A 23,702-nucleotide genomic window follows, 5' to 3' on the forward strand; every position below is an offset into this window, starting at 1 on the left:
TGCTGTGCTACTTTGAGGGACAAAGTGCGGATTTGATCGATCTGTGGGAGGCCCGTCCATGCTGGCACCGGAACGCCGGCGCTATTTGCTGCAGGAACTCAGCGTCCGCGAAACCGTGCGCGTTTCCGAAGTGGCCCACGCGCTGAAGGTCTCCGAGATGACCGTGCGCCGGGACATCGACGCGCTCGACGGCGAAGGCGTGCTGCGCAAGGTGCACGGCGGCGCCACCAGGCTGCGCGGCACGCAGCAGGCGGAGCCGGGCTTCAGCGTCAATCTGGGCAGGCAGCGGCAGGCAAAGCTGGCAATCGGCCGGGCCGCCCGGGACCTGCTGCGGCCGGGCGCCACGATTGCCATCTCGGCCGGCACCACCACCTATTGCCTGGCCGGCCTGCTGGCCGGGCTGGAGGGGCTGACCGTGGTCACGAATTCCCTGACCGGGGCGGACGTGGCCCGGCGCTCCACCTGCGGCGAGGCGACGGTGATCCTGACCGGCGGCGAGCGCACGCCGTCGGAAGCACTGGTGGGTCCCGTTGCCACCGCGGCGATCCGGTCGCTGCACGTGGACATCTGCTTCCTGGGCGTGCACGGCATCCACCCCGACGGCGGACTAAGCACACCCAACCTGGCCGAGGCGGATACGAACGCGGCGCTGGCGGAGTCGGCGGACCGTCTGGTGGTGCTGGCCGACCACACCAAGTTCGGCATCCGCGCGCTCGCCCCGATCGTCCCGCTGGCCGCGGTGGACACGCTGATTACCGATGCAGGCATCCCGGACGAGGTCCGCTCAAGCTATGCCGAACGCGGCGTCAACCTGTTGGTGGCCGCCGGAACGGGGGAGACAGCGTGACGGAACAAGACGCGCCCGCGGCGGGCAGCGCCGTCGTCGTTCCGGGAGGCGAAACGGTCACGGCGGTGACCAGTAGCCGGCTGGCGGACGGCAGGGAGCTGCTGTATTTCGACGACGGTGCGCAGCCGGTTCCGCGGGCGGCGCCGGACACCCGGGATCTTCCCGAGCGGCCGCCCGCCGGGGAACTGCGCTACGACGTGCTGACGGGGGAGTGGGTGGCGCTGGCCGCGCACCGGCAGACCCGCACCTACCTGCCGCCGGCCGACGCCTGCCCGCTGTGCCCGAGCACGCCCGAGTACGCCTCCGAGATTCCGGCCGCGGACTACCACGTGGCGGTGTTCGAGAACAGGTTTCCCTCGCTCGGTCCGGACCCGCTGGCGGTGCCGGAGCAGCCGGAATGGGGCCGGACCTACCCGGCCGGCGGGCGCTGCGAGGTGGTCTCCTTCACCTCGGCGCACACCGGCTCGTTCGCCGGGCTGGACCCCCGCCGCGTGCGGACGGTGATTGACGCGTGGGCGCACCGGACCGCGGAACTGAGCGCGCTGGACGGGATTGCGCAGGTGTTCTGCTTCGAAAACCGCGGTGAGCAGATCGGCGTGACGCTGCACCACCCGCACGGACAGATCTATGCCTATTCCTACTTGCCGCCGCGCGGGGCGGTGATGGCGGCGGCCGCGCAGCAGCACTACGCGGCGTCCGGCGGCCGGGAGACCCTGACCGGGTCGGTGCTGGCGAAGGAGCGTTCCGACGGCTCGCGGATGGTGCTGGAGGGCGAGCACTTTAGCGCCTACGTGCCGTTCGCCGCGCGTTGGCCGCTGGAGGTGCATCTGGTGCCGCACCGGCAGGTGGCGGACCTGGCCGGGCTCACCGGCGCGGAGCGGGACGAGTTGGCGGAGCTGTACCCGCAACTGGTGGCCCGCTTCGACGCGCTCTACGACAGCCCCACTCCCTACATCGCCGCGTGGCACCAGGCGCCGGTGGACCCCGCGCTGCGCGAGTCGGGCTACCTGCACCTGCAGCTGACCTCGCCGCGCCGGGCGGCCGATAAGCTCAAGTATCTGGCCGGATCCGAGGCCGCGATGGGCGCTTTCATCAACGACACGCTGCCCGAGCAAGTGGCTGCGGCGCTGCGTGGGGCGGGCAGCGGGAAGCGTGCGGACGCCGGGAATGGTGCGAACGCCGGGAATGGTGCGGCCGCCGGGAGCGGACAGTGAGGGCCGACGCCGCAGTGAGCTCCGACGCCCTGGCCGCCCGCACCGCCGAGGCCTTCGCCGCACGGTTCGACCGCGCGCCCGCGGGAGTGTGGGCCGGGCCCGGACGGGTGAACCTGATCGGCGAGCACACCGACTACAACGGCGGCTTTGTGCTGCCGTTTGCCATCGACAAGATAACGACGGCGGCGCTCGCCGTGCGCGGCGACCGCACCGTCCGGGTGGCCTCCGCGCTGGCCGGGGCCGAGGCCGTGGAAGTCGACCTGGATAACCTGCGTCCGGGCAGCGTGACCGGCTGGGCAGCCTATCCGCTGGGCGTGGCGTGGGCGCTGGAGCAGGCCGGCGTGCGGCTGCCCGGATTCGATTTGCTGGTGGACTCCAACGTGCCGGTCGGCGCCGGGTTGTCGTCGTCGGCCGCGCTGGAGTGCGCCGTGGCGGTGGGTCTGGCTGAACTGGCCGCCGTGGGGTTGGCTGGCGCGGGGCTGGCTGGCGTGGGACAGGCCGGAGCGGGACAGGACAGGCGGGCGCTGGCCGGCGTCGGCCGCCGGGCCGAGAACGAGATGGTCGGCGCTCCCACCGGCATCATGGACCAGTACGCCTCCCTGTTCGGTTCCGCCGGGTCTGCCGTCTTTTTGGACTGCCGCAGCGAAGAAGTGCAACTGGTACCGCTGGATTTGGACGCCGCCGGTCTGGTCTGCCTGGTCATGGACACCAAGGTGTCGCACGCCCATGCCACCGGCGACTATGCCAGCCGCCGCGCCTCCTGCACCCGGGCAGCGGACGCCTTGGGAGTGCCGCTGCTGCGCGGCGTGCCGCTCGACCGGCTGCCCGAAGCACGGCGGTTGCTCGACGAGGAGACCTTCCGCCGCGCCCGGCATATCGTAACCGAGAACCAGCGGGTGGTGGAGACCGTTCAGACGCTGCGCACGGACGGGCCCGCCGCCATCGGCCCGCTGCTCGACGCCAGCCACGTTTCCATGCGCGACGACTTCGAGATTTCCAGTCCCGAACTGGACCTGGCCGTGGACACCGCCCGCGACAACGGCGCGTTGGGCGCCCGGATGACCGGCGGAGGATTCGGCGGCTCAGCCATCGCCCTGGTCCCGGAGGGTGATGTCGGCGCGGTCCGGGACGCGGTCCTGCGTGCTTTCGCTTCCGATGGTTTCCGGCAACCGGAGATGTTCACCGTGCACCCGGCCGACGGAGCCCGCCGGCTGCTCTAGGTCCCGGTTACACGGTCAGCGGACCGGCCAGCGACACCAAGAGCGTGGTGGCGATCATCGAGGGGCCGAAGGGGATGTCTGAATCCCGTTTAAGCCTCCGGGCCAGCATGAGCACAATGATGGCTGCGGCGTTCAGCAGGAAAGCTCCCAACAGGACGGCAACCCACGCGGCGAGGCCGTCGTAGCCTGCATAGAGACCGACGACTGCGGCAAGCTTGACGTCTCCCATTCCGATCCCGCCCGGCTTCACCAGGGCTGCCAGTAGGTAGAAGGCGAACAGCGCCAGCGAGCCCAACAAGGCGCCCAGCATCGGCTGCGTTTCTCGGGCAGCTATGGCTGCGATGACCAGCAGGGCCACAGCCAGTCCGAAGAACGGCAGGACCATCCGGTTTGGCAGCAACTTGTGCCGTAGGTCGACGGCGGCCAGCAACGTCCCGAGGACGGCTAATAGAGCGAAAGCCGGTATCTCTGCTGGCTCACGGAGTAAGGCCAGCAGCGCGCAGACGGTGCCAGTGGCAGCGGCCAGGGGCCATCGCCATCCGGCCGGAAGACCGCTCCTTTCCTCTTGCTGCGCCAACGGAAAAGCCGCCCAGCCGGCCGCCGTTCCCGCGGCGGCCAGCAGCAGCGGCAACACAACCATCACCGGTTCCTCCAGCCTGTCGGGAGGCCTAGCGCCAGGGGTAATTCAGCTCTGCGGATCGCGGGCCACCCTTTCCTCGCACCGTTACTCGGCATAGGCTCGATGCAAATGGAATCGATTAACCTCTAGGAGTATCAGAAACCTGGCCTTCTGCAGAGACCGAAGAGCCCTCAAGGCGTCGGCCTCGTGTGGATAGTGAGGGAGGAGATGCAGATGAGTGATCCCGGTGCGGCGGTTGTCATCGAAGACGATGTGGACATCCGCAATCTGGTGTGTGCGGTCCTCCTGCAGTCTGGCTTCGATGTCCACGCTGCATCCAGCGGCCGGGAAGGCATTGAAGCGGTTCGACGACGGGTTACCAGCGTGGTCACGCTGGACATTGGGCTGCCGGACATTGACGGTTTTGAAGTGCTCCGGCGCATCCGCCAATTCAGCAACTGCTACGTCGTGATGGTCACCAGCAGGAGCGATGAGCTGGACATCCTCACGGCCCTGCAACTGGGCGCCGACGACTACGTCACCAAGCCATTCCGGCCGCGCGAACTGCGTGCCAGAATTCAAGCGATGCTTCGCCGTCCCCGCATCCCGCATCCGTTGGAGATGTCCGCCGGAACTGCTCCGGTGGCTCCGATAGCGATTACTAACCAGAACCTGCTTGAGCACAACGGGCTGGCCCTTGATTCTGACAGGCGCACCGCCTCAGTTGACGGGAAGGAGTTGCGCCTGACCCGAAGCGAGTTTAACGTTCTCCAGGAGATGCTGCGCAGCGCCGGCACCGTCCGGTCCAAGGCCGAGCTCGTCAAGGTGGTGCGCGGCGACTATTACCCGGAAGATTCCTACATCAGCGAAGCCGACGAGCGGGCGATCGAAGTCCACGTCGGCAACCTGCGCCGAAAACTGAAGGAAGACCCGCACCGTCCTCGCTGGTTGGTTACGGTACGGGGGATTGGGTACCGTTTGGCTCCGGAGCGTCGGGCGTAACCGATTCCTCGTGGTCGAGCGCTTTGCGGAGTTCGGCCACGGTCGCGGTGCCGCAGCGCTCGATCAGAGGCAGGGCCCTCACAGCGGCCGTGTAGTCATCGGCGCGGACAAGGGATTCCAGTTGGCTGGCCAGCCCCGCCAACTGGCTGGCTCCCACCATCATCGATGAGGTCTTCACACTAAGGACAGCGTCGAGCGAATCGGCCCGGTCCTGGCTTTCCAAGGCGGTCTCGAGACACCGGAAGCGTGTGGGCCAGGCCTCGGCGAAGTCCTGGACCAACGCCTGGGCAATGTCGTGGTCTGCGAGCCCCTGGCCCAGTTCCTCAATCACCGTTCGGTCAACCAATGGGGCCATCTGGTGCTGGCCAGAGGACAACAAGGCGTCCTCGTGGCGAGATCCAGCCGGTTCCAGAGCTCCCAAGGCAGTGTGCGGTGGTGGCTGGGGCGGGGTGAGCATCTTTCGAGACTACTTTCTGGCTGTTACGGGTACTCCGGTTCTTCCGGATTCTTTGGCTAATGCTGCGGGTTTGCTGAGCCGGCACGACTGGGCAATGGATAGGTCATCCGCCAAGCGTGGCGATGATGTTTAGCGCTGCAGGGCCGAGGAGCGCAATGAAAAGCACCGGGAGAATGCAGAACATCAGCGGAAAGACCACCTTGACCGGGATCTGCATGGCTTTTTCTTCCGCACGCTGGCGGCGCTTGACGCGCATCTCGGCCGCCTGGGTCCGGAGTACGGCAGAAACAGATACCCCGTAGGCATCTGCCTGGATGACGGCACGAACGAACTGCTGCAGATCTTTCGATGTGGTCCTGCCCGCCAAGGACTCGTAGGCCTCCCGGCGCGACCGGCCCACCTGCATGTCCTGCAGCGCGCGGACCAGTTCGGAAGCCAGCGGCCCCGAGCCATTGTGGCCTACCCTGGCCACCGCAGCGTCGAAACCCAGCCCGGCCTCGACCGCGATGGTCATTTGGTCCAACGTGTCGGGCAGTTCTTCGCTGATGACCTGTTGGCGCTTCTGCCCGGCGCTGTGCAGCAGCAGATCCGGCAGGAAATACGCGACGACGGCGATGGTCGCCGCGAGCAGGAAGCCAGCCGCCGTGGGTGCGGCGGCCACGTAAATGACCCCTACTGCCATTCCGGCTCCAGCCAAAACGATCTTGGCCATCATGAGCCGCTTCAGCGGCCAGGCTTCAGGCCGGCCGGCCAGCGCCAGTTGGCGTTCCAAGCGCGCGGCGAAGTTGCCGGGCGTGAACCTGCGGGCCAAGGCTTCAAAACGGTTCTGGCTTTGGCGTTTGCCGGCTCGGACGCCGGAGAGGCCGCGGGTGAGGTTGGCCCGGATGGCGGTCTGTTGCGGATTTTTCCCGCCGACAATGGACCAGGCGAGCAGCGGGAGCGACAACGATAGGACTGCTGCGGCAATCAACATGGTCAAGGGCATGGGCCGACTTCTTTCAACTGGGGGTGCACTAGAACTTGAAGCTGACGACTTTGCGCAGCCAGAGGCCACCCGCGACCAGCAAGCCTGCGCCGACCGCCAAAAGCATGAAGCCCAGCGGACTCTGCGTGAACCTGTCGAGGTAACCCGGGCTGGCCACCAGCAGGAAGCCACTCAAACCGAACGGCAAAACCATGAGCACCAACGCAGAAATCCGGCCTTCGGCGCTAAGCGCCTTCACTTGGCCCCGAATCTGGGAGCGTTCCCGGATGGTGCCGCTGACCTGGTCCAAAACCTCGGCCAGGTTACCGCCGACCTCGCGGTGGATATCGATCGCTTGGGCGACCCAGTGGAAGTCTTGGCTGCCCATACGGTCGGCGGTGTCCCGGAGGGAATCGCCAAGGTCGCGACCCAACCGGGTTTCGTTAATCACGCGGCGGAGCTCTTGGGACGTCGGTGCCGGAGATTCAGTGGATACCGCGTCCACGGCGCGCAGCAGACTGTGTCCGGCGCGCAAGCCGCTGGCCAGCAACTGCAGCGAGTCGTCGAGTTGGTCGGCGAACGCCGCCCGACGCCGGCCGGCCCGGACTACCAGCAAGGCTTTGGCGCCAGCGGGGGAGGCAGCGGCCAGCAGCAGGGCCGCCACCGGTCCGGCCAGCAGCAGTCCCAGCGCTGCCCCGGCCGCGGAACCGGCCAAGACCATGACCACTAGCTCGGCCGGAGCCAGCGTTAGTCCGGCTGCTTCGATGGCCGCAGCCAAGCCCGAGGCTTCCCGGCGACGTGCCAGTACTCCTTCCACGAGGGCGGTGATGCGCGCGGCCAAGGTGCTCAGGCCCGAACTCGCCGGTTTGGCCGCACCACGGCGGGAGGGATCCAACCGTACCTTGCGGGTGCCGAGCACGGTCATGGCCAGCAGAGCCAAAGCTCCGTAGCAGAGCAGGATGCCGGCAACCAGCAGGACCGGGCTCATCGGGTTGCTGCCTTGGTCCGCGACTGGTTCGCCGGTTCGAAGATCTGGGCTGGCAGTTCAATACCCAGTTCGCGGAAGCGGTCGGTGAACCGCGGCCGTACCCCGGTGGGAACCGGTTTGCCCAGGAAACGGCCGTTGGCATCAACGCCGGCGCTGTAGTCGAACACGAAGGCGTCCTGCAAGGTGACGATCTCGCCCTCCATGCCTTGGACCTCGGTCACGTGGGTGACCCGGCGGGTGCCGTCGCGCAGGCGCGTCAACTGGACAATGACGTCCACCGCCGAGGAAACCTGTTCCCGGATGGCCCGCAGCGGCAAATCCATGCCGGCCATCAGCACCAAGGTTTCCAGCCGGGCAATGGCATCCCGGGGAGAATTCGAGTGGACGGTAGACAGCGAGCCGTCATGACCGGTGTTCATCGCCTGGAGCATGTCCAAGGTCTCTCCGCCGCGGACCTCACCGATCACGATCCGGTCCGGTCGCATACGCAGAGAGTTGCGGACCAAATCGCGGATGGTGATCGCGCCCTTACCTTCGATGTTGGCCGGACGGCTTTCCAGCCTGACCACGTGGTCCTGCTGCAACTGCAGTTCCACAGCGTCTTCAATGGTGACGATGCGCTCGCCGGCTGGGATGAAGGAGGAAAGCACATTGAGCAAGGTCGTCTTGCCGGTACCGGTACCGCCGGAGACGATGATGTTCAGCCTTGCCCGCACGCAGGCGTCCAGCAGCTTAGCCATCTCCGGTGACAGGGTCCCGAAGCCAATGAGGTCCTGGACTTGGAACGGGTCGGCGGCGAACTTCCGGATGGTCAGGGACGAGCCGTTGACGGCCAGCGGAGGGATAACAGCATTGACACGGGACCCGTCCGCCAACCGGGCGTCGACCAGCGGGGAGGACTCGTCGATCCGCCGTCCGACCCTGGAGACAATGCGTTCGATGACCCGGCGCAGCTGCTCTTCAGACTGGAACCGGGTGGCGCTCAGGGCCAGTTTGCCGGCGTGCTCCACGTACACCATGTCCGGCCCGTTGACCATGATTTCGGAGATTTCCGGGTTTTCCAGCAGCGGCTGCAACGGACCGTAGCCAAGCACATCGTCGCTGACTTCACGGATCAGGCGCTGGCGTTCCTGGTGGCTGAGCGGGATTTCCTCTTCCTCAACGACCTTGGCCAGCTCCTGCTGCACCATCTGGTGGAGCTTGTCCTCATCCAGCGAAGAATCGAGCAACCGCGAGCCTATGCGCTCAAACAGGACCGCGCTGGCACGTTCCTTCATCTTGCCCAGGGCGTCTTGCGCCGGCGGTTGCTGCGCTGGCTGGGGGTTTCTAGTAGGCGCGGCAGGCTTGGCAGCGGTGGCATCGAGGACGACCGGGACTGCGGATTCAACCTGCGCCGGAGCGGGAGCCTTGACCGGGGCCGGTGCGTCCGCAGTTGCCGCACGGGCTGCCGGAACGGGGGCGGGGGCAGTGCCGTGGACGGCGTGGAGGCGTTCGGCCAAGTTCATGACTTTCCTCTGCGGTGGCGGGCGTTGCGTTGGAGGGCGCGGGGTTGGGCGGGGGCAAAGCGGTTGACGACCTTCTGCAGCGTCCGGGCGGCAGCGTCACGCGGGGTGCTCGCCAGCACCGGCACGCCCTGGTTGGTCGAAATCCGGACGGCCCGTGTATTGGGGATGACGTCGTCGACTTTGCAGCCGAGCGCCGACTCCACATCGCGTTGGGTCAAACCGTCGCGTGGGTCTGCCGCGTTCAGGACGATGTGCCGGGTCAGCGGTTCCATGCCCAGCTGGCGCAGGATTTCCAGCTCTTTGCGGAGCCCGCGCACGCTGGGAACGTCCATGCCGCCAACGAAGACGTAATCGGTGGCACGGTCCAAGGCAGCGAGGGTGTGCTCGGACAAGCCCGGGGATGTGTCGATGATGACATGCCCGTACTGGGCGGCCAGCTGGTCCAGCAGCCGCGACACTTGTTCGGCGGTGATCTCATCGCCATCCGCCGGCGACATGGGAGCGCACAACGCATACACGCCGCTTGAGTGCCGGGCCAGGTAGGACTTGAGCACCATGCTGTCTTTTTGCGCGCCGGGCTGCACCGCGTCCACCAGGGAATGCTCCGGGTCAAGGCAGAGCGCGCTGGCCACGTCGCCGAATTGCAGGTCAAGGTCAACGATGACCGTCTGCTGCTCGGCCGCGGCCAATCCGACTGCGAGGTTGGTGGCAACTGTTGTCTTGCCGGCGCCGCCTTTGGGAGAGACGACGGCGATGACGCGTCCGTCGGTGGACTGGCCCTCGGCGGACGGTACATTGCGCCTACGGTGGGTCGCGCTGCGGACTGCCCGGTGGAGCAGCGCGGCAATGTCGCGGACACTCGCAACGGGAGCGACAACGTCCCGCACCCCGGCGCGCATTGCGGCCAGGACGACGTCGGTGCTCGCCCCTGCGACGAGCAGCACCGACACCTCGGGCCGCTGCGATTCAAACTCGGCTGCCAGGTCCAGTGCCTGTGCGATGGGCAGCCCCGGCCCGAGGACCACGGCGTCCAGGAGCTGTGGGTTGGGCAGCACGGAAAAGACATCATTCGGCTCGGTAGGAAGACCGGCCCCGTCCCAGAGGTGGGTCTGGCCGGCCAAAGAACCGACGGCCGCCGCAGCGAACCGCTGCTCGAAGTCCTGGTCAGTGCCGACCAATATGTAGCGGCTCATTTGTACACCTCATCCTTGTCCACCAAACGCGTTCCCTTTTCGCTCGCGTCGGACGGTTCCTTCGAGAGCCAGGTACGGGCGAATTCCTGGGCGTAGACGATCTTTTCGGCATCGGAGGCCATGACCGCCAGGGTGACCAGCACATTGTTGGCCGGAACTGTTGCCGATGCATCGGACGCTTCCGGCGCCACCGCAACCCCTTGGACCCTGGTGACCAGCACCTTGTGCAGCTCCAAATGCGTAACCGCTCCAACGTTGCCGGGTCCTTCTTCCATGGAGATGAAGACGCCCACCGTATCTCCGGCTTCCAGCTGCCCGCCCACCACGCGCGTGGGTTCCAGTGAGATGGTCACCTCCTGCATGCCCTTGGGCACCGCAACGGTCCCTGGCTCCTGCAGGTCAGCAGGAAGAGCAAAGCGCTCTCCCAACAGTTGTTCGCCAGCCAGCAGGTCCACAGTCGCTACTTGTCCGGCTAGGTTCTCCAGGTCAGTCACCACCCCGGCGGCCGCTACCTTGGCCGGGACAAGCTCGGCCGATACGTAGGCGTCGAGTTGCTCAGCCGGAGTGCCCGCGGGAACCGGCTCGGTCACGACTAGGACCTCTACGCTTTCCGTGCCTGCCAGTGCTCGCTGATCGGCACCGCCGATGTAGGACAGCACGATCACGGTTCCGACGGCGGCCATCAAGAGGGCAGCGATGGCTCCAATGATTCTTCTTTTCACGAAGGGTGCTCCTAGTGCACAAGCGTTACGAGGGAGGCGCCGAAAACATTCGGGGCACCGCCGAAGATGAAGTCTTGCTCACCGGCGTCGAGCGTCACGAAGGTGACGAACTCGCCGATCAGGGCACGGCAATTACCGGTGCAGGCAACCGACGCCGGGCTGAAATTGTTGTAGGACGTGCTGCTGAAGTTCCAGCCGGTGACCTTGAAGGCCGCGAAACCGATGATGCGATACCAGGCATTCGTGCCCGTGCCGCCGGCCTTGTCGTAGAGAGGCAACAGGACCTCTGTGCCGGCGATGTTGTTGAGCATGTTGCTCGACTTGCACGACGAGGGCACATCGTTTCCCGTGTCGCTGGCGATTTCCGGATCGACAGGGAAGCCTGGAAGCCCGGTTGCGCCGATGTTGATCTTGGCCTGGCACGGACGGGCCGGATCCTGCTTGAGCCAGCCGAAGCCGCCAGGAATTGTGTAAGCGGCACCGGTGCTGCCGGGCACCGATGAACTGGAGCACCCCCGGGATGTTTCAGCGCTCGGGTTGAAGTCCACCCGTTGCAGGCCCTTATCGAGCATGCCGGCGAACTGGCAGTAGGAAATGGCAATGGGGAGAATTGATTTCCCGGCTACGGGAGCGCCCCAGCGGGCACGGGATTCGGTAGTAATGGAGACGGAGCTGTCCAGACCGAGGATGGGTGCGAAGTGTTGGGCCAGGAAGTGCCCGTCCGAGGAACGGGTGGTGGTGGTGACGGCAGCGGTCCCAGCAGTCGGATTAACTTGAACTCTTGCGTCAGCCAGACCATCATTGGCGTTTTGGTTGGCAAGCGACGTGGCAAGTGCCGTGAAATCCGTACTGCAGTTCCCAGCCGCGCAGTTTTGCGCAATGGCCAGGGAACCTGCGTCGGCGCCGTTTTTCAGCTGTGCGCGCTCAAAATAGAGGGCACCGATGTCGACCACCACGGCAACCATGCCGAGCAGGACCACCATGAAGATCGCGGTGGTGACGGCGGTAGCGCCGCGTTCGTCTTTTAGACGCTGCACTGCATGGCTCCCTTACCGGTCAAAGTGATGCCGGCGCCGAAGATGCCGGACAGAAAAACGAGGGGGTAGCGGATGGTGACCGTGGCGACCGACCCCGGAGCGCAGACGCCTGTCGCGCTGGGGGAGACGCTGATGGTGACCTGTTCCGGGGCTATCCGCGGACTGAGTGCGGGAGCAGAAGCGATTGCCGCCGCCCGGGCCTCGGCTACTGAAGCAGACGGGGTGCCGATCGTCATCACCCGGGCGCTGTCCCTGGCGGCCGCGGTCAGTTGCATCTGGGCGTTGTAAACCCGTCCGAATTCGACGATCCCCAACAGCAGGAGCAGCAGGAGCGGAAGCACGAGCGCGAATTCGACTGCTGCCGCTCCGCGCTCCGATTTCATCCGCTTCATGTGTTGCTCTTTCATAGGGCGGTGGCAGGGACGGTGGCGACCAGTGCCGCCGTCCCAGCCACCAAGGAAGTGGATACTGTCGATCCGAAGTTACTTAGTTACCGGAGCGGTGCCGCCGGTGATGTTCAGCTGGCCAGCGAGTCCACCGAAGAATGAGCTCAGCTGCGGGCCGAAGGCGGTCAGCCCTCCGATGAGGACAACGGCGATGAGGCCCACCATGAGGGCGTATTCGACGGCGGTGGCGCCGGTCTCCTCGCGCTGAAGGCGGTTCTTGACGGTGAAGCCGAGGGTCTGAAGGGTGGCGATGATGGAAAGCATGAGAACTCCTGTGCGAATGATTCGCTGGCATTCTTGCCAGCGCCCGGCTGGCACCTCGCCAGCTCCTCAAGAAAATTAGCAACCGGATTCGCTCTTTCAGCTTGGCTTTTGGCAATCCTGTGCCTGTTGAAGCTGAATGCTTCAGAGTTTGGATAAACGATGCACTTTCGCTGCGGATTAATGCTTTTTGCTGCGGAAAAGTGGGACTGCTCCAGCGAGCCGAAGCCGTTCACCATGCTGCCCGCGGACCATCGAAGCTCTAGGTCACTGCTCCTCACGCATCGACTACGCAGATAACGCCCTTTTCGGGCCTGAAAAGGGCGTTATCTGAGTAGTCGATGAGAAGAAGGGGGCAAAAGTGGAAGAGCGTCCAAGACCGCGAGCGATAGTGGCCCATGGCGATGTCAGGCAGGGCGGGTACGGCCGTGGCCTCACTGCGCAGGCGTCGGGGAGACGCGACCCCGAGACTAGGCGGACTGGGCGGCTTTGAGTTGCGCCTGGAGGCCGGCGATCAGAGCCTCAAGTCCCAACTGGAAGGCGGCGTCGGCGGCTGAGCCATTGTCGCCGAGATCCTGCGACCGCACGGCCGAGGTGAACACCGGGTTGGCCTCGGCCAGTTCGCCGGATTCGAAGATGTCCGCGGGCGCCGTCACGTCGAAGGCCGCACCGAAAATAAAGGACTCCAGGGCCACGATCGCGGGCACCACCTGCGGCTCCGGCCAGCCGGCCTGCAGGAAGCCGGCGGCGACGGCCTCATACATGGCCAGGGTGTGCGGAGCACCCGTCACCGGCAACACCGCGATGACCGGAATCAGCGGGGCATGGTGGGTGAACACGTCCCGGTAGGACCAGGCCCAGCGGCGCACGGCGTCCGCCCACTCCAGTTCGGCGAAGCCGGCTACATCAACGCGGGCCATCAGGTGGTCCTGGAGCAGCAGCAGGACGTCGTGCTTGGAGGCCACATGGTTGTACAGCGCTGACGGTGCCACGCCAAGGCTCCGGGCCAGGCCGGACATGGTGAGTCCTTCGTAGCCGCGCGCTTCGATCAAGCCGAGCGCCGCCGTCGTCATGAGTTCCTTGGAGAGCAGCTTCTCTGTGGGACGGCCAGCCGGCCTGTGTCCGTTCGGGGGAGGGGCAGGGGCATCGTCGCGCGCCGAGCGTGTTGTCACGACAAACTCCTTCTTCCTTGTCCGCTCGGGGCTGCGGCGGTACAACCCGTGTAACCATCCTACGCATCGCTTTTCAAAATCATGTGGCGCCGGTTACAGTTGTCGCTAAATGAATGCAGTTCATTTAGGCGGAGGCCGGCAAGATGCCGCGGCCCGCAGCAGTACGAATGGGAGTTGAACGACAGTGAGCAAGTTGAAGCGGGACGTCGTGGTGATCGGTGCCGGACCTTCCGGACTGACCGCGGCGCGCGATCTGAAGCGGGCAGGCCTGTCCGTCGCGGTGCTGGAGGCACGGGACCGCGTGGGCGGCCGCACCTGGACCGATGTGGTGGACGGCGCGATGCTCGAGATCGGCGGCCAGTGGGTGTCACCGGACCAGTCGGCCTTGCTGGAGCTGCTGGGGGAGCTGGGTCTGGAGACCTACAGCCGCTACCGCGAGGGCCAGAGCATTTATCTGGATCCCGCCGGCGAGCCCAAGCGCTACACCGGCGCCATGTTCCCGGTCAGTTCCTCCACCGAGGCGGAAATGAACCGGCTGATCGGCCTGCTGGACGAACTGGCAGGCGAGGTCGGGGCCGAGCAGCCGTGGGCGCATCCGCGAGCACGTGAGCTGGACACCATCTCCTTCCACCACTGGCTGCGCCAGCAGTCCGCGGATGAGGAAGCGTGCAACAACATCGGGCTGTTCGTGGCCGGCGGCATGCTGACCAAGCCCGCACATTCATTCTCCGTGCTGCAGGCGCTGCTGATGGCCGCGTCGGCCGGCTCGTTCAGCAACCTGGTGGACGACGAGTTCATCCTGGACAAGCGCGTGGTCGGCGGCATGCAGGAGGTGTCCATCCGGATGGCCGCCGAGCTGGGCGAGGATGTGCGGCTGGACGCTCCGGTGCGCACGCTGCGCTGGCACGACGGCGGCGTGACCGCCGTCGCGGACGGGGTCACCGTGGAGGCGCGCTATGCCGTGATGGCCGTGCCGCCGAATCTGTATTCCCGGGTCTCCTTCGAGCCGCCGCTGCCGCGCCGGCAGCACCAGATGCACCAGCACCAGTCGCTAGGCCTGGTGATCAAGGTCCACGCCGTCTATGAGACCCCGTTCTGGCGGGCCGATGGCCTCTCCGGCACCTGCTTCGGCGCCGGGTCTGTGGTGCAGGAGGTCTACGACAACACCAACCACGGGGATTCCCGCGGCACCCTGGTCGGCTTCGTCAGCGATGAAAAAGCCGACGCCATGTTCGAGCTCAGCGCGGAAGAGCGCAAGGCCGCAATCCTCTCCGCCATTGCCGAGTACCTGGGCCCGGCGGCACTGGATCCTGTGGTCTACTACGAGTCGGACTGGGGCTCCGAAGAGTGGACCCGCGGCGCCTACGCCGCCAGCTATGATCTGGGCGGCCTGTCCCGCTACGGCAAGGACCAGCTGGCGCCGGTGGGACCGATTTACTGGTCCTGCTCCGACCTGGCCGGTGCGGGCTACCAGCATGTGGACGGGGCCGTGCGGATGGGGCACGCGACCGCGGCCCGCATCCTGGCGGAAGCAGCAGCTTCCCGCGGCGAGCTGGCCGCTACCACCGGACGGAAGGGCTAGGCCGTGCGCAGGTACGTTGTTGCCTACACGGCCACCGACAGCGGACGCGAAGCGGTCAACCTGGCGACGGCGTTGGCGCGCCGGCAGGGCGGCAGCCTGGACCTGGTCATGGTGCTGCCGGAGTCCTCGCCGTACTCCGGCGCCTACCCGAGGCCGGAATCCGGATACGACGCGATTCTCTCCGACCAGATCCAGGAATGGCTGGCCGAGGGGCTGAGCCTGGTTCCCGACGACGTGACGGCCCGCGCCCATGTGCGCCCGGCCGAATCGAACGCGGAAGGCCTGATTGCCGCGGCCGAGGAATTCGGCGCCGCGCTGATCGTGATCGGCGCCGGACGCAACAGCGTGTTCCGCCGCTTCAGCGTGGGAACCGTAGCCAGCGGACTGCTGCATGCCTCGACCGTGCCGGTGGCCCTGGCACCCCGCGGCTACCGCCGCACCGAACCGATCAGCCGGATCACGGTAGGGGTGGGCAACCGGGCCGGCGCCGACGACGTGCTGCACGTTGCCCTGGACGCGGCCCAGCGGCGCGGACTGGAGCTGCGCCTGCTCTCACTGGTGGCCCTCGATTCGTCCGACCCGGATGCCGCGGCACGTGCCGAAACCCACGTGAAGGAGCGGCTGGCCCATGCCGAGCCCCTGCTGGCCGGCCACGTCACGGCCCACGTTGCGCAGGGCCGCTCGATCGAAGACGCCATCGATGCGCTGGACTGGGACGAAGGGGAGGTCATGCTGATCGGCTCCAGCCGGCTGGCACCCCAGAGCCGCCTGTTCCTCGGTGCTACCGCCAGTAAGGTACTGCGCGCCCTGCCGGTGCCGATGGTGGTGGTGCCCCGCGGCTACCGGAGCGCGCCAGCACCCACTGACAACCCCGGGCTGTCCAATGCTCCGGTTCTCGGCGACGGCCACAAGGAGGCATGACCATGACCAGCACCATCGAACGGGCCGGAAAAACCACGGGCGGATTGAGCCGCAAGGGATTGAAATCGGGGTCGGTAGGCTTGCTCGGCGCCGTCGTCATCGGTGTCTCCTGCATCGCCCCGGCCTACACGCTGACCGGGGCGCTCGGCCCCACCATCGCCGAAGTGGGCGTGCACCTGCCGGCCATCTTCCTGGTGGGCTTCATCCCGATGCTCCTGGTTGCGCTGGGCTACCGGGAACTGAATAACGCCATGCCGGACTCCGGCACCTCGTTCACCTGGGCCACCCGCGCCTTCGGCCCCTGGGTGGGCTGGATGGGAGGCTGGGGGCTGATCGCCGCCACGGTGATTGTGCTGTCCAACCTGGCGGCGGTAGCGGTGGATTTCTTCTACCTGATGCTCGCCCAGCTGACCGGCAACGAGGCGCTCGCCGACCTGACCAACAACCTCCCGCTGAACATCGCCACCACCTGGGTGTTCATCGGCCTGGCCTGCTGGATCTCGTACCGCGGCATGGAGACCACCAAGACCTTCCAGTATGTGCTGGTGGCGTTCCAAGTAGTGGTGTTGATCTGGTTCGCGGTAGCCGCCTTCGGCCATGTGTCCGGTGGTACGGCCTTCGACGCGCTGGAAATCACGCCCGACTGGTTCAACCCGTTCGGCGTGGAGTCCTTCTCCGCCTTCGCCGCGGGCATTTCGCTGTCCATCTTCATCTTCTGGGGCTGGGACGTCACCCTGACCATGAACGAGGAGACGAAGAACCCGGAGAAGACCCCGGGCAGGGCAGCAACGGCGACTATCCTGGTGATCGTCGTCATCTACATGACCGTGGCACTGGCCGTGCTGGCCTATGCCGGCGTCGGCACCGAAGGACTCGGCGCAGGCAACCCGGACAATCAGGAAAGCATCTTCGCCGCACTGGCCGGGCCGGTGATGGGGCCGTTCGCCATCCTGATGTCGCTGGCCGTGCTGAGCAGTTCGGCGGCCTCGCTGCAGTCCACGTTCGTCTCGCCGGCCCGGACCATGCTGGCCATGGGACACTACAAGGCGCTGCCGGCGGGCTACGGGAAGATCAGCCCGCGCTTCAAGTCGCCCAGCTACGCGACCGTCGCCGCCGCGATTGCCGCCGGCGGGTTCTACACCGTGACCCGAGTGCTGTCCGAAAACGCGTTGTGGGACACGATCACCGCGCTGGGCATGATGATCTGCTTCTACTACGGCGTCACCGCGCTGGCCTGCGTCTGGTACTTCCGCGCCGACGCCTTCGCCTCGCTGCGGAACTTTGGGCTAAAGTTCCTGGCTCCGCTGCTGGGCGGGATCATTCTGCTGGTGATGTTTGTGCAGACAGCCGTCGACTCGCTAGATCCCGACTACGGCTCCGGCTCCTCCATCGGCGGAGTGGGCCTGGTGTTCGTGCTCGGCTGCGGCGTGATCCTGCTCGGGGCTGTGCTGATGGTGCTGACGTACAGGCGCAGGCCGGAGTTCTTCCGCGGCGCCACCCTGCGCAGGGGAGTCGCAGCGGACGACCTCGCGGACCGTTACTGACACTGACCCAAGGACTGCCGACGGCGGTGCCGCATCCCTGAAGGGGTGGGGCGCCGCCGTCGTACTTTCGCCTGGTTCCGCTATCCATGGCCCCAAGATGCCTTGGTGGTTACAGTGGCACCAAGGCTCAAGGAAGGTGCCCATGATCACTGCGGACGAATTCACGCCGGACTACGTGGCCGATCTTGCTTCCCAGAACGGGATGATGATCCAGCCGAAATCCGTGCGGTTCAATGAAGCCGGGCTGGATTATCTGGTGGCCTTTGCCACGGCCAAGGACGGCAAGAAGTGGGTGCTGCGGATTCCGCGGCGGCCCGACGTGTCCGCAAAGGTTTCGGACGAAGCCAAGATCCTGGACCTGGTCAAGAACAAGATCTCCGCCGCGGTGCCCGACTGGCGGATCCGGAACCGCTCGTTGATTGCGTACCCCGAACTTCCCGGCGAACTGGGCCTCACGGTGGAAGGCGGCGAAGCGGTCTGGCATTTCGACCGCGAGTCGCCGGCCTACTGCGCCTCGCTGGGGCGGCTGATCGCCCAGCTACAGCGGATCAGCGCGGCTGAAGCGGCGGCCAGGGGCATTCCGGTGCTGACTCCCGCCGAGGTGCGCGAAGAATGGCGCACCAATGTGGCCGCGGTCAGTGCGGAGTTCCACATTGCGGACGAGCTGATGGACCGGTGGAAGGCCTGGCTTGACGACGACAGCTACTGGCCCGACTTCACGGTGTTCACCCATGGAGAGCTCTACCCCGCGCATCTGCTGCTGGACGAGGAATATGAAATCCGGTCCGTGCTGGATTGGACGACGGCGAGGGTTGGCGATCCGGCCGCGGATTTCAGCCTCCACCACATGATGTCCACACCCGAAGCCTTCGACCTGACGGTCAGGGCGGCGCGGGACGCCGGCGGACGCATCCCGGACCGGCTCGGAGAACACTGCGCGGAACTGGTGGCTGCCGGCCCCGTGGTCCACGCCGTCTACGCCCTGCAAACGGGCCATCCCGATCACCAGATCACGGCTGCTGCCCTGCTGGATCCGTCCAGCGCGTGACCTGGGCGGAGAAAGAAAATGACCGGCGCCCGTTCGCTGGCGCCGGTCATTGGTCTAGTGGGGCTGGCTACTTCTTGCGGCCCTTGCCCTTTTTCAGTGGATTGGCCTTGGCGAGCGGCCGGCCGGGAGCGCCCTGGATGCCGTCTCCCGGGGCGGAAGCCACGGAAGGTTCCACTACCATGGCGGCGACTGCCGTCGCTTCCGCTACCTGTACGGCGGGTGCCGCGGGTGCGGAAGCCGGCCGTGCGCCGTCGTCGGTCGCTGCTGCCTCAAGCTGGAGCCGGGCCGGAGCTGCGGGCAACGCCGCAAAGATGTAGTCGGCCACCGGTGCCGGGGCAGCGAGACCCTGAATCTGGCCGACGGCGGCGGACGGAACGGGGCCAATGTCGTCGGCGCGCTCGAACAGTGCACCGGTGAACCTGTCCGCGTAGCCCAGCCGCTTGGCAATCAGCCAGAGTGAAGCGCCGACAATGACCATGGTGGCCACCACCAGGACGCCCGTGCCGTAGATCCGCAGCAGCGCGTTGACCGGGGAGAGGGCATGGACCGGTGTAGTGTCCAGCAGCCAGACGATGGACCAGAACGTAGCGGTTCCGGCCAAGGTCAGCAAGGGGAACCGTAGACCGGCGGTACGTACTTTCTTGACCAGCCTCTGCCGGGCGGCGGACAGCCGGGCGGAAAGCGAAAGCAGATCGTATTTGCCACCCTGCTCAAGAGCTTTTGATGACATCGCCTGTCGTGTTCCTTTCAGAGTCATTTCGTTGTGAGGGTTCACCGCGCATGAGCTGCTCGGCAAAACGGGTAAAGAGTCGGGCAAAAGCTTCGCGGTCGTCGTCGGTCCAATCCGCCAGGATTTCATCGACGACGGCGGCACCGGCCTTGCCGATGTTCCGGTGCATCCGCCGACCCGCCGTTGAGGCCGTCAGCAGGGTGGCCCGGCCGTCGTCCGGATCTGCCTGCTTGTCCACCAGCCCCTTGTCCTCAAGGCGGCGGACCTGCGGAGTCATGGTGGACTTGTCCACGCCTTGCTGCGTGGCCAGCTCCGAAACGCGGACCGGGCCCTTGTCGTCGATGTACTCCAGCAAGGCGACGTCGGTGGGTGTCAGCCCGGCTTCGCGCGGATCGAACAGCTGTTTGCGCGTGTCGGCATGGGAGGCCCAACGCACCACCTGAGCCACGGCGTCACGGATCATGACACCCGGATCGGGCTGTTTGCGGGAGTTGGGGGGCATGTGTCAAGCATAGTCGATTCCGTTTGGTTGTGCCAATCAAACCATCTCGCCGTTTTGGGGCAGGTTTTGGAGGGTCGGTTTCGGCATAATCTGGCCACAAAAAAGTGAGCTGGATCATGGCGGGGGTGTCCTTGCCAGGGGTCCGACGACGGGTGGTGGGGTGGGGTGCTTGGCGAAGGGTTTGGTAACGGCCCACCAAGCGGATTCGCAGAGCCACAGCAGCAGTGATCCGCCGGCGGCTGCCGCGAGCACGGGGGAGAACAGGGCGAAGGCCGGAACCATCACGGCAAGCACCGGCCAGTCCCGGGTCCACGCCAGGCACAGCACGAGGGTCAGCAGCACGGCTCCGGCCAAGGGCGCTGGGCCGGCACCGACTGCTGCGAGCCAAGTGGCGGCGATGAACGCGAGCGCACCGGCCGCGACGGACGCTGCCAACAGCAGCCCGCGGCTTCTGGCATGTTCGAGGTAGGTCTGGATCGACACCGCCGCCCACATCAGCCGTGCACGCAACGCGGCGACTCCGGTATCCAGCAGGGCGCGGCGGAACTCCTCGTCATAGACGCGGCACCGCTGCAGCGCTTCCCCGGGCGGCAGCTTGGCGCACTCTGCCATCCGCTGGTCGTGCAGCAGGGCCGGGGCTGTCTGCCGACCGTAGCTGGCGATGAGCCCCCACATCCAGGTGGGCACCGAAGCCAAGTCCGTGGAGTTGTTTTTGAGCCCGGCGGAGAGATCGTGTGCTTCAATCCGCACGATGCCGGAAGCTGCATCCGCCTGGTAGTAGATCGGCTGCGCCAACTGGAAGAGGCGCTTGGTGCGCTGGACCAGATGGATGGCCGTCAGGGGCTCGGTGGCAGCGGCGTCCTGGTAAAACGGCATGCGGCCAGTGTGGCATCCGGGGCAGACGTTTCCTAAGGGCAGCGTGGGGTACAGCGCGCCACGAGCCGCAATCACCGCGGCCGGCGCTGGCGAACAAGCCCTCCGGCGCGGTAGCGTCCGGACCATGACCGTGACAGTTGTGGCAGGAAACCCCAAACCCGGCTCCCGGACGCTGGCCGCCGCCGGGCAGCTGGCCGAACAGATCACCGGTGCGCCCGCGGACCACGTTGTGGATGTCGTCACCTTGGGCCCGGGCCTGCTGGGCTGGGGCGATGAGGGCGTGGCCAGTGCCGTCAAGACGGTGCAGGGCAGCGAGCTGGTCGTCGTGGCATCGCCCACCTTCAAGGCCACCTACTCCGGTGTGCTGAAGCTGTTCCTCGACCAGTTCGCCACCGGTGACGGGCTTGCCGGTGTGGTGGCTGTGCCGCTGATGCTCGGCGCCGGCCCGGCCCACGCGCTGGCGCCCGAGCTGCTGCTCAAACCGGTGCTGGTGGAACTGGGCGCCACCGTCCCGGTCCAGGGTCTGTACCTGAACCAGGAGTCATGGCAGGACCCGGAAAGCAGCGCCGCCTGGCTGGAGAAATGGCGGCTGGTGATCCAGTCCCTGCTCTAACCACCCGGCAGACCCGGCAGTTACCATCGCGTCGAGGGCATGACAGACTCGTGGCATGAGTCCTGTGAGTCGCAAGCGCAAGCCGAAAAAGCTGAAGAACCGGCAGCCCGGCTCCGGCAAGCAATCCGGGCCGGGCGGCGATCCGCTGCTGGAGCTGTACGTAGAGCTGGAACGGCCCTTCGCCGACACCCTGGAGACGGCCAGCCCGATCGAAGCCCACTCGTTGGGCGGCTACCTGCTGGATCTGTGGGACACCCAGGACGACACGGGCCGGCAGCGCCGCAACGAGCTGTTCTACGCGTGGCTGGACCTGGCCGAGGACCGCAATGGCCCCGCGGCGGTGCCGATGTTGCGTGCGCTGGCGTTCCTGATCGACCGTCCGGAGATGCGCCGCGACGCCGAAACGCTGGCCGACCGGCTGGTGGCGGACGGCTTCACCGAACCGGAGTGGGCCAAGCACCCGGTGACGGTGACGGCGCTGCACCGCTACGCGGACGCCTACGGCGACGAAGCCAACATGCTGTTCGAATTCACGGCCGGCAACGAAAAAGTGGGCCTGCTGGTGCTGCTGGACGGCAACATTTTCGGCGGGACGGTGATGGAAACCGGGCTGGTGGACGACCCGGCGGCGGCGCTCAGGGACCTGAATGAGGACGCCCAGGAAGAAGGGCTGGTGCTTGACGCCGACGCCGACCTGACCGGCACCGCGCTGGACGCGTGGGAAGGGCTGGACGCCTCGCTGGACCTGCCCGAACACATGGTGGACGAAGACTTCGGCGCCCGCCGCTGGGTGGCCCAGGCCTGGCTGCGCACCATCATCGAGCTGGCGGACGAGACGGAGGACGAGAGCGAAGACTGGCTCTCCGACGAGGACTACGCAGAGCTCGACGACGCCGAGGCCGGGACCACCCCCGGCGCCGCGCTGCAGCCCGGTGGCACTGAACCGGAAACCGGCAGCCTGGAAGAGGAGATCGAGGCGCTCCGGCAGGAGGAAATCGACGAGATGGCCGGCCGCTATATGCGGGAGACCGGACGCGAATCAGCGTCGGAACTCGGCATGGTGAACCTGATCCTCGGCTACAGCTGGGATTACGACGGCGGACGGTTCACCCGGGTGAGCCCGGTCAAGTTGGATTTGATCAGCGAGACGCTGATGGCGGAAGGCGGCCTGGAGCAGGTTGACCCCGCCGAACTCACTGCGTTCCTGCACCGCTGGGTGGACTGGTGCGCCCCGCGCGAAGGGCTCTCCCAGCACGCTGTGGCAGCTCTGCATCAGCGGTTGGACGGCGAATAGGCCGGCGCGGGCCGGGGGGCCGGGCCGGGGCCGGACCGTCCCGGGAACGCCCGCCCCGCCGTCGTCAGGAGCGGGCGGCGGCCAGTTGGTCCGGATCCGCGCGGTAGCCGAGCACTACGTCCGGGTCCAGTTCAACAATTTCACCGTTGAGGATGTGGTCCCGGGGTGTTCCGTGCAGCACGTTCAACGTGAGCCGCAGGAGGGTCCCGTGCGCCACCGCGATGATGTTTTGTTCCGGGTAGGTGCGGAGTAGCGCCTGCAGTCCGGCGACACCGCGGACGGCCACGGCTGCCTCCGGTTCGGCCTGCCGCATCAGTTCGTCGATCTGCGGCCGGTCCATGCCGCGCAGCACGGTGCCTTCGATCCCGCGGTAATCGCGCTCGACGAGTTCCGGGACCGTTTCCGCCAGTTGCAAGCCCAGTCGGCTGCCGATGATCTGCGCGGTTTCCACGGCGCGCTCCAAAGGTGAGGACACCAAGACGTCCCAGCCGCCCGCGGATAGCGAGGTGCCGGCGTCGTGCGCCTGCTGCCTGCCCATGCTGTTGAGCGGCACGTCGGTGTGTCCCTGCAGCCGGCCGGCTGCATTCCAATCGGTTTGCCCGTGGCGTACCAGTGCCAGCACTATGCCCCCTCTCTCCCGCGGACGAGACGGCCCGTTGCGACGGACAATCCCGGCTACCACCATAGCCCGACGCCGGTCCGCAGAGCTGACCGCGGCGGACGTGACCGGAACCATGGTCAAGGATGCCGCGGCCCCAGAGCGGACAGGGATATCTTTAGTCCGTGGTCAAAGTTGTGGGAATCATTCAGCCGGTGGAAACCAAAGAATTGTCGGCCGAAGGCGAGTCCTACGCCGACGCCAGAGCCGCCCTCGAAGCGCAAGTGCCGGAGGGCTGGCGCTTGCTGCAAATCATGACTCAATAGCCCTCGGTCGCACATGCCGGT

Annotated in this window: 26 protein-coding genes; 11 read left to right on the top strand and 15 right to left on the bottom strand. The window is 66.4% G+C overall.

What is annotated here, in order from left to right:
• Positions 1 to 58 precede the first annotated feature (58 nt).
• Genes AC5RWX_RS11105 through galK form a run of 3 tightly spaced genes read left to right on the top strand, consistent with a single transcriptional unit; the run spans position 59 to position 3,281 of the window.
• Complete coding sequence (locus AC5RWX_RS11105; protein ID WP_493957106.1) at positions 59 to 847, top strand: DeoR/GlpR family DNA-binding transcription regulator; 789 nt, start codon at positions 59 to 61, stop codon at positions 845 to 847.
• A complete protein-coding gene (gene galT, locus AC5RWX_RS11110) occupies positions 844 to 2,061 on the top strand; it encodes a galactose-1-phosphate uridylyltransferase (RefSeq protein WP_493945221.1) in 1,218 nt (405 codons plus the stop codon). The genes AC5RWX_RS11105 and galT overlap by 4 nt, the downstream gene beginning before the upstream one ends.
• On the top strand, positions 2,058 to 3,281 hold the full coding sequence (gene galK / locus AC5RWX_RS11115; RefSeq protein ID WP_493957107.1) for a galactokinase: 1,224 nt from the start codon (positions 2,058 to 2,060) through the stop codon (positions 3,279 to 3,281). The genes galT and galK overlap by 4 nt, the downstream gene beginning before the upstream one ends.
• Before the next feature lie 7 nt (positions 3,282 to 3,288).
• On the opposite strand, the gene AC5RWX_RS11120 is transcribed toward galK, so the two are convergent.
• Positions 3,289 to 3,921 carry a prepilin peptidase gene (locus AC5RWX_RS11120; RefSeq protein WP_493945219.1) on the bottom strand — a complete coding sequence of 211 codons (633 nt, stop codon included), beginning with the start codon at positions 3,919 to 3,921 and terminating at the stop codon, positions 3,289 to 3,291.
• A 213-nt stretch (positions 3,922 to 4,134) separates the two neighbouring features.
• Here AC5RWX_RS11120 and AC5RWX_RS11125 point away from each other — a divergent pair, with 213 nt between their 5' ends.
• On the top strand, positions 4,135 to 4,902 hold the full coding sequence (locus tag AC5RWX_RS11125; RefSeq protein WP_493941212.1) for a response regulator transcription factor: 768 nt from the start codon (positions 4,135 to 4,137) through the stop codon (positions 4,900 to 4,902).
• Here the strand turns inward: AC5RWX_RS11125 and AC5RWX_RS11130 are convergent.
• The 10 genes from AC5RWX_RS11130 to AC5RWX_RS11175 all read right to left on the bottom strand — a co-directional run bounded on the left by AC5RWX_RS11130 (position 4,853) and on the right by AC5RWX_RS11175 (position 13,647).
• Positions 4,853 to 5,359 carry an Hpt domain-containing protein gene (locus tag AC5RWX_RS11130; protein ID WP_493957108.1) on the bottom strand — a complete coding sequence of 169 codons (507 nt, stop codon included), beginning with the start codon at positions 5,357 to 5,359 and terminating at the stop codon, positions 4,853 to 4,855. The genes AC5RWX_RS11125 and AC5RWX_RS11130 overlap by 50 nt on opposite strands.
• 103 nt (positions 5,360 to 5,462) lie before the next feature.
• The gene (locus tag AC5RWX_RS11135; protein ID WP_493941210.1) at positions 5,463 to 6,344 is read right to left on the bottom strand and encodes a type II secretion system F family protein; all 882 of its coding nucleotides are present in this window, start codon (positions 6,342 to 6,344) and stop codon (positions 5,463 to 5,465) included.
• A gap of 28 nt (positions 6,345 to 6,372) precedes the next feature.
• A complete protein-coding gene (locus AC5RWX_RS11140; RefSeq protein ID WP_493957109.1) occupies positions 6,373 to 7,311 on the bottom strand; it encodes a type II secretion system F family protein in 939 nt (312 codons plus the stop codon).
• Positions 7,308 to 8,816 carry a TadA family conjugal transfer-associated ATPase gene (locus AC5RWX_RS11145; RefSeq protein ID WP_493941208.1) on the bottom strand — a complete coding sequence of 503 codons (1,509 nt, stop codon included), beginning with the start codon at positions 8,814 to 8,816 and terminating at the stop codon, positions 7,308 to 7,310. Before AC5RWX_RS11145 ends, AC5RWX_RS11140 begins: the two co-directional genes overlap by 4 nt.
• Positions 8,813 to 10,009 carry a CpaE/TadZ family protein gene (locus AC5RWX_RS11150; protein WP_493941207.1) on the bottom strand — a complete coding sequence of 399 codons (1,197 nt, stop codon included), beginning with the start codon at positions 10,007 to 10,009 and terminating at the stop codon, positions 8,813 to 8,815. Before AC5RWX_RS11150 ends, AC5RWX_RS11145 begins: the two co-directional genes overlap by 4 nt.
• Positions 10,006 to 10,731 (bottom strand): Flp pilus assembly protein CpaB, encoded by a 726-nt coding sequence (gene cpaB / locus AC5RWX_RS11155; RefSeq protein ID WP_494097431.1) that lies wholly within the window; start codon positions 10,729 to 10,731, stop codon positions 10,006 to 10,008. Before cpaB ends, AC5RWX_RS11150 begins: the two co-directional genes overlap by 4 nt.
• An 11-nt stretch (positions 10,732 to 10,742) precedes the next feature.
• Positions 10,743 to 11,768 (bottom strand): pilus assembly protein TadG-related protein, encoded by a 1,026-nt coding sequence (locus AC5RWX_RS11160; RefSeq protein WP_493957110.1) that lies wholly within the window; start codon positions 11,766 to 11,768, stop codon positions 10,743 to 10,745.
• Positions 11,756 to 12,160, bottom strand: a complete 405-nt coding sequence (locus AC5RWX_RS11165) for a TadE/TadG family type IV pilus assembly protein (RefSeq protein ID WP_493941204.1) — start codon at positions 12,158 to 12,160, stop codon at positions 11,756 to 11,758. The genes AC5RWX_RS11160 and AC5RWX_RS11165 overlap by 13 nt, the downstream gene beginning before the upstream one ends.
• Before the next feature lie 90 nt (positions 12,161 to 12,250).
• Complete coding sequence (locus AC5RWX_RS11170) at positions 12,251 to 12,478, bottom strand: Flp family type IVb pilin (RefSeq protein ID WP_493957111.1); 228 nt, start codon at positions 12,476 to 12,478, stop codon at positions 12,251 to 12,253.
• A 467-nt stretch (positions 12,479 to 12,945) separates the two neighbouring features.
• Complete coding sequence (locus AC5RWX_RS11175; protein ID WP_493957112.1) at positions 12,946 to 13,647, bottom strand: TetR/AcrR family transcriptional regulator C-terminal domain-containing protein; 702 nt, start codon at positions 13,645 to 13,647, stop codon at positions 12,946 to 12,948.
• Positions 13,648 to 13,831: 184 nt separating this feature from the next.
• Between AC5RWX_RS11175 and AC5RWX_RS11180 the strand changes: the two genes are divergently transcribed.
• The 4 genes from AC5RWX_RS11180 to AC5RWX_RS11195 all read left to right on the top strand — a co-directional run bounded on the left by AC5RWX_RS11180 (position 13,832) and on the right by AC5RWX_RS11195 (position 18,742).
• Positions 13,832 to 15,229, top strand: coding sequence for a flavin monoamine oxidase family protein (locus AC5RWX_RS11180; protein WP_493957113.1), 1,398 nt, complete (start codon positions 13,832 to 13,834; stop codon positions 15,227 to 15,229).
• Positions 15,230 to 15,232: 3 nt separating this feature from the next.
• Entirely contained in the window at positions 15,233 to 16,150 is a 918-nt protein-coding gene (locus tag AC5RWX_RS11185; RefSeq protein ID WP_493945212.1) for a universal stress protein, read from the top strand.
• 2 nt (positions 16,151 to 16,152) lie between these two features.
• Entirely contained in the window at positions 16,153 to 17,694 is a 1,542-nt protein-coding gene (locus AC5RWX_RS11190; protein WP_493957114.1) for an APC family permease, read from the top strand.
• A gap of 142 nt (positions 17,695 to 17,836) precedes the next feature.
• Entirely contained in the window at positions 17,837 to 18,742 is a 906-nt protein-coding gene (locus tag AC5RWX_RS11195; protein ID WP_493945210.1) for a macrolide 2'-phosphotransferase, read from the top strand.
• 67 nt (positions 18,743 to 18,809) lie between these two features.
• Here AC5RWX_RS11195 and AC5RWX_RS11200 read toward each other — a convergent pair whose 3' ends face one another.
• The 3 genes from AC5RWX_RS11200 to AC5RWX_RS11210 all read right to left on the bottom strand — a co-directional run bounded on the left by AC5RWX_RS11200 (position 18,810) and on the right by AC5RWX_RS11210 (position 20,850).
• Entirely contained in the window at positions 18,810 to 19,472 is a 663-nt protein-coding gene (locus AC5RWX_RS11200; protein ID WP_493957115.1) for a hypothetical protein, read from the bottom strand.
• Positions 19,453 to 19,974, bottom strand: coding sequence for a MarR family winged helix-turn-helix transcriptional regulator (locus tag AC5RWX_RS11205; RefSeq protein WP_494097432.1), 522 nt, complete (start codon positions 19,972 to 19,974; stop codon positions 19,453 to 19,455). The genes AC5RWX_RS11200 and AC5RWX_RS11205 overlap by 20 nt, the downstream gene beginning before the upstream one ends.
• A 114-nt stretch (positions 19,975 to 20,088) precedes the next feature.
• Positions 20,089 to 20,850 carry a DUF1353 domain-containing protein gene (locus AC5RWX_RS11210; protein WP_493945207.1) on the bottom strand — a complete coding sequence of 254 codons (762 nt, stop codon included), beginning with the start codon at positions 20,848 to 20,850 and terminating at the stop codon, positions 20,089 to 20,091.
• 124 nt (positions 20,851 to 20,974) lie between these two features.
• Between AC5RWX_RS11210 and AC5RWX_RS11215 the strand changes: the two genes are divergently transcribed.
• Entirely contained in the window at positions 20,975 to 21,463 is a 489-nt protein-coding gene (locus AC5RWX_RS11215) for an NADPH-dependent FMN reductase (RefSeq protein WP_493945206.1), read from the top strand.
• Between the two features lie 55 nt (positions 21,464 to 21,518).
• Positions 21,519 to 22,757 (top strand): hypothetical protein, encoded by a 1,239-nt coding sequence (locus AC5RWX_RS11220; RefSeq protein ID WP_493945205.1) that lies wholly within the window; start codon positions 21,519 to 21,521, stop codon positions 22,755 to 22,757.
• Positions 22,758 to 22,821: 64 nt separating this feature from the next.
• Here AC5RWX_RS11220 and AC5RWX_RS11225 read toward each other — a convergent pair whose 3' ends face one another.
• On the bottom strand, positions 22,822 to 23,379 hold the full coding sequence (locus tag AC5RWX_RS11225) for a histidine phosphatase family protein (protein ID WP_493957116.1): 558 nt from the start codon (positions 23,377 to 23,379) through the stop codon (positions 22,822 to 22,824).
• Positions 23,380 to 23,540: 161 nt separating this feature from the next.
• Between AC5RWX_RS11225 and AC5RWX_RS11230 the strand changes: the two genes are divergently transcribed.
• Entirely contained in the window at positions 23,541 to 23,681 is a 141-nt protein-coding gene (locus AC5RWX_RS11230) for a hypothetical protein (protein ID WP_493945203.1), read from the top strand.
• Positions 23,682 to 23,702 lie beyond the last annotated feature (21 nt).

The organism is Arthrobacter sp. SPT-J7, from assembly GCF_059089965.1.

Bases quoted from the DNA above. Each gene is read 5' to 3' on its own strand.
- AC5RWX_RS11205 (WP_494097432.1), bottom strand. From the start codon at position 19,974: ATGCCCCCCAACTCCCGCAAACAGCCCGATCCGGGTGTCATGATCCGT.
- AC5RWX_RS11120 (WP_493945219.1), bottom strand. From the start codon at position 3,921: ATGGTTGTGTTGCCGCTGCTGCTGGCCGCCGCGGGAACGGCGGCCGGC.
- AC5RWX_RS11190 (WP_493957114.1), top strand. From the start codon at position 16,153: ATGACCAGCACCATCGAACGGGCCGGAAAAACCACGGGCGGATTGAGC.
- AC5RWX_RS11210 (WP_493945207.1), bottom strand. From the start codon at position 20,850: ATGCCGTTTTACCAGGACGCCGCTGCCACCGAGCCCCTGACGGCCATC.
- AC5RWX_RS11145 (WP_493941208.1), bottom strand. From the start codon at position 8,816: ATGAACTTGGCCGAACGCCTCCACGCCGTCCACGGCACTGCCCCCGCC.
- AC5RWX_RS11165 (WP_493941204.1), bottom strand. From the start codon at position 12,160: ATGAAGCGGATGAAATCGGAGCGCGGAGCGGCAGCAGTCGAATTCGCG.
- AC5RWX_RS11200 (WP_493957115.1), bottom strand. From the start codon at position 19,472: ATGTCATCAAAAGCTCTTGAGCAGGGTGGCAAATACGATCTGCTTTCG.
- AC5RWX_RS11125 (WP_493941212.1), top strand. From the start codon at position 4,135: ATGAGTGATCCCGGTGCGGCGGTTGTCATCGAAGACGATGTGGACATC.
- AC5RWX_RS11220 (WP_493945205.1), top strand. From the start codon at position 21,519: ATGAGTCCTGTGAGTCGCAAGCGCAAGCCGAAAAAGCTGAAGAACCGG.
- AC5RWX_RS11135 (WP_493941210.1), bottom strand. From the start codon at position 6,344: ATGCCCTTGACCATGTTGATTGCCGCAGCAGTCCTATCGTTGTCGCTC.
- AC5RWX_RS11140 (WP_493957109.1), bottom strand. From the start codon at position 7,311: ATGAGCCCGGTCCTGCTGGTTGCCGGCATCCTGCTCTGCTACGGAGCT.
- AC5RWX_RS11105 (WP_493957106.1), top strand. From the start codon at position 59: ATGCTGGCACCGGAACGCCGGCGCTATTTGCTGCAGGAACTCAGCGTC.
- AC5RWX_RS11170 (WP_493957111.1), bottom strand. From the start codon at position 12,478: ATGCTTTCCATCATCGCCACCCTTCAGACCCTCGGCTTCACCGTCAAG.
- AC5RWX_RS11150 (WP_493941207.1), bottom strand. From the start codon at position 10,009: ATGAGCCGCTACATATTGGTCGGCACTGACCAGGACTTCGAGCAGCGG.
- AC5RWX_RS11195 (WP_493945210.1), top strand. From the start codon at position 17,837: ATGATCACTGCGGACGAATTCACGCCGGACTACGTGGCCGATCTTGCT.
- AC5RWX_RS11215 (WP_493945206.1), top strand. From the start codon at position 20,975: ATGACCGTGACAGTTGTGGCAGGAAACCCCAAACCCGGCTCCCGGACG.
- AC5RWX_RS11130 (WP_493957108.1), bottom strand. From the start codon at position 5,359: ATGCTCACCCCGCCCCAGCCACCACCGCACACTGCCTTGGGAGCTCTG.